Source organism: Kocuria sp. CPCC 205263 (genome assembly GCF_040981075.1).
Classification (GTDB): domain Bacteria; phylum Actinomycetota; class Actinomycetes; order Actinomycetales; family Micrococcaceae; genus Kocuria; species Kocuria rosea.
This window is the reverse complement of sequence record NZ_JAVKPV010000026.1, coordinates 1-5,756: the sequence shown is the minus strand read 5'-3', so window position 1 is coordinate 5,756 and position 5,756 is coordinate 1. Positions and strand designations below refer to the sequence as shown.

The 5,756-nt window shown below is 58.2% G+C and carries 3 rRNA genes; all 3 read right to left on the bottom strand.

Annotated features, from left to right (window positions below):
- Positions 1–58: 58 nt before the first annotated feature.
- The 3 genes from rrf to RF647_RS18885 all read right to left on the bottom strand — a co-directional run bounded on the left by rrf (position 59) and on the right by RF647_RS18885 (position 5,617).
- A 5S ribosomal RNA gene (gene rrf, locus RF647_RS18895) occupies positions 59–175 on the bottom strand.
- 192 nt (positions 176–367) lie between these two features.
- Positions 368–3,496 (bottom strand): 23S ribosomal RNA (locus RF647_RS18890).
- 595 nt (positions 3,497–4,091) lie between these two features.
- A 16S ribosomal RNA gene (locus tag RF647_RS18885) occupies positions 4,092–5,617 on the bottom strand.
- Together the 16S, 23S and 5S rRNA genes form the textbook arrangement of a ribosomal RNA operon.
- Positions 5,618–5,756 lie beyond the last annotated feature (139 nt).

Sequence of the window (5,756 nt, the reverse complement as noted above, 5' to 3'; positions counted from 1 at the left end):
GGGTGTTAAATGCGGGGAGCCCCCGCACGGTGTGCGGGGGCTCGACCCTGGTGGTGTGGTCCGGCGGTGTCCTACTCTCCCACACCCTTCCGGGTGCAGTACCATCGGCGCTGCGGGTCTTAGCTTCCGGGTTCGGGATGGGACCGGGCGTTTCCCCCACGCTATGACCGCCGTAACTCTGGTGCCCGACCCCCCGGTGCTCGCGGGGGTGGGTAAGTCACTGTGGTTGTCCGCCCGTGGTGGGCGGTATTCAGTTGTGGGCTTCACCGGCAACCGTGGGGTTGTTGGTTGGGAGCCGTATAGTGGACGCGGTGTTCTGTGTTTTGTTCCCACCCATGGTTCCCAACACGTGTTGGGGGGTGGGGTGTGGTGTAAGTTGTCGGCTTATTAGTACCGGTCGGCTGCACACGTCGTTGGTTCGTGCTTCCACCTCCGGCCTATCAACCCAGTGGTCTAGCTGGGGGCCTCTCACACACTAGGTGCGTGGAAATCTCATCTCGAAGCGAGCTTCCCGCTTAGATGCTTTCAGCGGTTATCTCTTCCGAACGTAGCGAAGCAGCGGTGCACCTGGCGGTACAACTGCCATACCAGAGGTTCGTCCGTCCCGGTCCTCTCGTACTAAGGACAGGTCTTCTCAAATTTCCTGCGCGCGCAGCGGATAGGGACCGAACTGTCTCACGACGTTCTGAACCCAGCTCGCGTACCGCTTTAATGGGCGAACAGCCCAACCCTTGGGACCAACTCCAGCCCCAGGATGCGACGAGCCGACATCGAGGTGCCAAACCATGCCGTCGATATGGACTCTTGGGCAAGATCAGCCTGTTATCCCCGAGGTACCTTTTATCCGTTGAGCGACGGCCATTCCACAATGTACCGCCGGATCACTAGTCCCGACTTTCGTCCCTGCTCGAGCTGTCGCTCTCACAGTCAAGCTCCCTTGTGCACTTACACTCGACACCTGATTGCCAACCAGGCTGAGGGAACCTTTGGGCGCCTCCGTTACTCTTTAGGAGGCAACCGCCCCAGTTAAACTACCCATCAGGCACTGTCCCTGACCCGGATCACGGGCCGAAGTTAGATGTCCAGAGTGACCAGAGTGGTATTTCAACGTTGACTCCACGTGCACTGGCGTGCCCGCTTCACCGTCTCCCACCTATCCTACACAAGCCACACCGAACACCAATACCAAACTATAGTAAAGGTCTCGGGGTCTTTCCGTCCTGCTGCGCGTAACGAGCATCTTTACTCGTACTGCAATTTCGCCGAGTTCATGGTTGAGACAGCGGGGAAGTCGTTACTCCATTCGTGCAGGTCGGAACTTACCCGACAAGGAATTTCGCTACCTTAGGATGGTTATAGTTACCACCGCCGTTTACTGGGGCTTAAATTCTCCGCTTCGCCGTGAGGCTAACAGGTCCTCTTAACCTTCCAGCACCGGGCAGGAGTCAGTCCGTATACATCGTCTTGCGACTTCGCACGGACCTGTGTTTTTGATAAACAGTCGCTTCCCCCTGGTCTCTGCGGCCCTTACCCGCTCGCACCAGCAAGTGGTGTCCACGGTCGGGGCCCCCCTTCTCCCGAAGTTACGGGGGCATTTTGCCGAGTTCCTTAACCATGATTCTCTCGATCGCCTTAGTATTCTCTACCTGATCACCTGTGTCGGTTTGGGGTACGGGCGGCTGGAACCTCGCGTCGATGCTTTTCTCGGCAGCATAGGATCACCGAATCCCCCCACGAATGGGGGTCCCGTCACGTCTCAGGCTCGTATGATCCGCGGATTTGCCAACGGATCGCCCTACACGCTTAGACCGGGTCTACCATCGCCCGGCTCGGCTACCTTCCTGCGTCACACCTGTTAATACGCTTACCTCCCCGGTTCAGGTCCCACGCTCCCCGGTGCCGGCGGCGACCAATGGTCACCGCATGGCCCGGTTCGGGTGGTTAGTGTCCCCGGTTCGATAGGGGCGGTTCTTCGCCGGTACGGGAATATCAACCCGTTGTCCATCGACTACGCCTGTCGGCCTCGCCTTAGGTCCCGACTGACCCAGGGCAGATTAGCTTGACCCTGGAACCCTTGATCATCCGGCGGACGGGTTTCTCACCCGTCATTCGCTACTCATGCCTGCATTCTCACTCGTGTGGGCTCCACCACTGGGTCACCCCGCAGCTTCACTGCCCACACGACGCTCCCCTACCCATCGCACCACCTGAACCGGTCAGAGACCGGTTGGGTATCATTGGTGCAATGCCACAACTTCGGCGGTGTACTTGAGCCCCGCTACATTGTCGGCGCGGAATCACTTGACCAGTGAGCTATTACGCACTCTTTCAAGGGTGGCTGCTTCTAAGCCAACCTCCTGGTTGTCTAAGCAACTCCACATCCTTTCCCACTTAGCACACGCTTAGGGGCCTTAGTTGGTGGTCTGGGCTGTTTCCCTCTCGACTATGAAGCTTATCCCCCACAGTCTCACTGCTACGCTCTCACTTACCGGCATTCGGAGTTTGGCTGACGTCAGTAACCTTGTAGGGCCCATCGGCCATCCAGTAGCTCTACCTCCGGCAAGAAACACGTAACGCTGCACCTAAATGCATTTCGGGGAGAACCAGCTATCACGAAGTTTGATTGGCCTTTCACCCCTACCCACAGCTCATCCCCTCCATTTTCAACTGAAGTGGGTTCGGTCCTCCACGCGCTCTTACACGCGCTTCAACCTGGCCATGGGTAGATCACTTCGCTTCGGGTCTAGATCACGCCACTCACTCGCCCTGTTCAGACTCGCTTTCGCTACGGATACCCCTCACGGGTTAACCTCGCGACGTAACACTAACTCGCAGGCTCATTCTTCAAAAGGCACGCCGTCACCTTGTAGGGCTCCGACGGTTTGTAGGCACACGGTTTCAGGTACTATTTCACTCCCCTCCCGGGGTACTTTTCACCTTTCCCTCACGGTACTGGTCCGCTATCGGTCATCAGGTAGTATTTAGGCTTACCAGGTGGTCCTGGCAGATTCACACGGGATTTCTCGGGCCCCGTGCTACTTGGGTACGCGCTCCGTGCGGCAGCAACGATTTCGTCTACGGGACTCTCACCCTCTCCGGTCCGGCACTCACACCGGTTCGACTATCGCCCTGCACTCACACGCCCGGGCCGGCAGACCCGGGACGACACGCCCCACGACCCCGATGATGCAACCCCTGCCGGGTATCACACACCATCGGTTTGGCCTCTTCCGCGTTCGCTCGCCACTACTGACGGAATCACTGTTGTTTTCTCTTCCTGTGGGTACTGAGATGTTTCACTTCCCCACGTTCCCTCCACACACCCTATGAATTCAGGTGCGGGTCACCACGCATAACACGCGGCGGGGTTTCCCCATTCGGAGACCCTCGGATCACAGCTCGTTTATCAGCTCCCCGAGGCTTATCGCAGATTACCGCGTCCTTCATCGGCTCCTGATGCCAAGGCATCCACCGTGCGCCCTTAAAAACTTGCCACATGATCACAGAACACACCGATACCACCACCACCACACCCACAACGGGGCACGGCAGCAGTATCTCGGCGATCAATCACGAACACGGCACCACAACCCACCAAACCACCACCCCTGCCCTTACGAGAAGAGGGAGCCGCCCGGTCGCTTGCGGCACCTGTTCTTAAGATGCTCGCGTCCACTATACAGTTCTCAAACAACAACCCGCACACCCTGCACACTGGTGGGCGAGGGCCCCCGAAAGGGACCACGACCACCGGCAGGACGCCGGGAACCCAGACACAACACCCCCACCCCCAGACGGGGACGGGACCTGTTGTCTCAGGACCCAATAGTGCGCCACGGACCACACCCACCCACCGAACCGGTTCTCTTCCACCGCACACACCCACAACGAACCCGCAAGGGCTCACCACGGTGCAGCAGGTACTAGGACCCGACCCGGCCGGCAATCCCCACCCCCGGATCGAAACCCGGGAAACAGGAGGAGTGCGGCCACTTGCTCGTTGATATTCCACCCATGAGCTCACCCCACCAGCACCACGGACGGGCACTAGGGCGGGGGCGACCACCACACGGCGGTCAACGGCTCCTTAGAAAGGAGGTGATCCAGCCGCACCTTCCGGTACGGCTACCTTGTTACGACTTAGTCCCAATCGCCAGTCCCACCTTCGACGGCTCCCTCCCACAAGGGGTTAGGCCACCGGCTTCGGGTGTTACCAACTTTCGTGACTTGACGGGCGGTGTGTACAAGGCCCGGGAACGTATTCACCGCAGCGTTGCTGATCTGCGATTACTAGCGACTCCGACTTCATGAGGTCGAGTTGCAGACCTCAATCCGAACTGAGACCGGCTTTTTGGGATTAGCTCCACCTCACAGTATCGCAACCCTTTGTACCGGCCATTGTAGCATGCGTGAAGCCCAAGACATAAGGGGCATGATGATTTGACGTCATCCCCACCTTCCTCCGAGTTGACCCCGGCAGTCTCCTATGAGTCCCCACCATCACGTGCTGGCAACATAGAACGAGGGTTGCGCTCGTTGCGGGACTTAACCCAACATCTCACGACACGAGCTGACGACAACCATGCACCACCTGTCCACCAGCCCCGAAGGGAAACCCCATCTCTGGGGCGGTCCGGTGAATGTCAAGCCTTGGTAAGGTTCTTCGCGTTGCATCGAATTAATCCGCATGCTCCGCCGCTTGTGCGGGCCCCCGTCAATTCCTTTGAGTTTTAGCCTTGCGGCCGTACTCCCCAGGCGGGGCACTTAATGCGTTAGCTACGGCGCGGAAAACGTGGAATGTCCCCCACACCTAGTGCCCAACGTTTACGGCATGGACTACCAGGGTATCTAATCCTGTTCGCTCCCCATGCTTTCGCTCCTCAGCGTCAGTAACAGCCCAGAGACCTGCCTTCGCCATCGGTGTTCCTCCTGATATCTGCGCATTTCACCGCTACACCAGGAATTCCAGTCTCCCCTACTGCACTCTAGTCTGCCCGTACCCACTGCAGACCCGGGGTTGAGCCCCGGGCTTTCACAGCAGACGCGACAAACCGCCTACGAGCTCTTTACGCCCAATAATTCCGGACAACGCTTGCGCCCTACGTATTACCGCGGCTGCTGGCACGTAGTTAGCCGGCGCTTCTTCTGCAGGTACCGTCACTCTCGCTTCTTCCCTACTGAAAGAGGTTTACAACCCGAAGGCCGTCATCCCTCACGCGGCGTCGCTGCATCAGGCTTCCGCCCATTGTGCAATATTCCCCACTGCTGCCTCCCGTAGGAGTCTGGGCCGTGTCTCAGTCCCAGTGTGGCCGGTCACCCTCTCAGGCCGGCTACCCGTCGTCGCCTTGGTGAGCCATTACCCCACCAACAAGCTGATAGGCCGTGAGCCCATCCAAAACCAGTAAAACCCTTTCCACCACCCACCATGCGGCAAGAGGTAGTATCCAGTATTAGACCCAGTTTCCCAGGCTTATCCCAGAGTCAAGGGCAGGTTACTCACGTATTACTCACCCGTTCGCCACTAATCCGCCCAGCAAGCTGGGCATCATCGTTCGACTTGCATGTGTTAAGCACGCCGCCAGCGTTCGTCCTGAGCCAGGATCAAACTCTCCGTCAAAAAAACAACGAAAACATCAAACCCCGGCTGAAAATGTCGCCACCACCCCACGGAGGCAGGACGGCGACAACCAATCAACCGAATAAAACATCCGGTATCAACAAACATGGCACACTATTGAGTTCTCAAACAACAGACC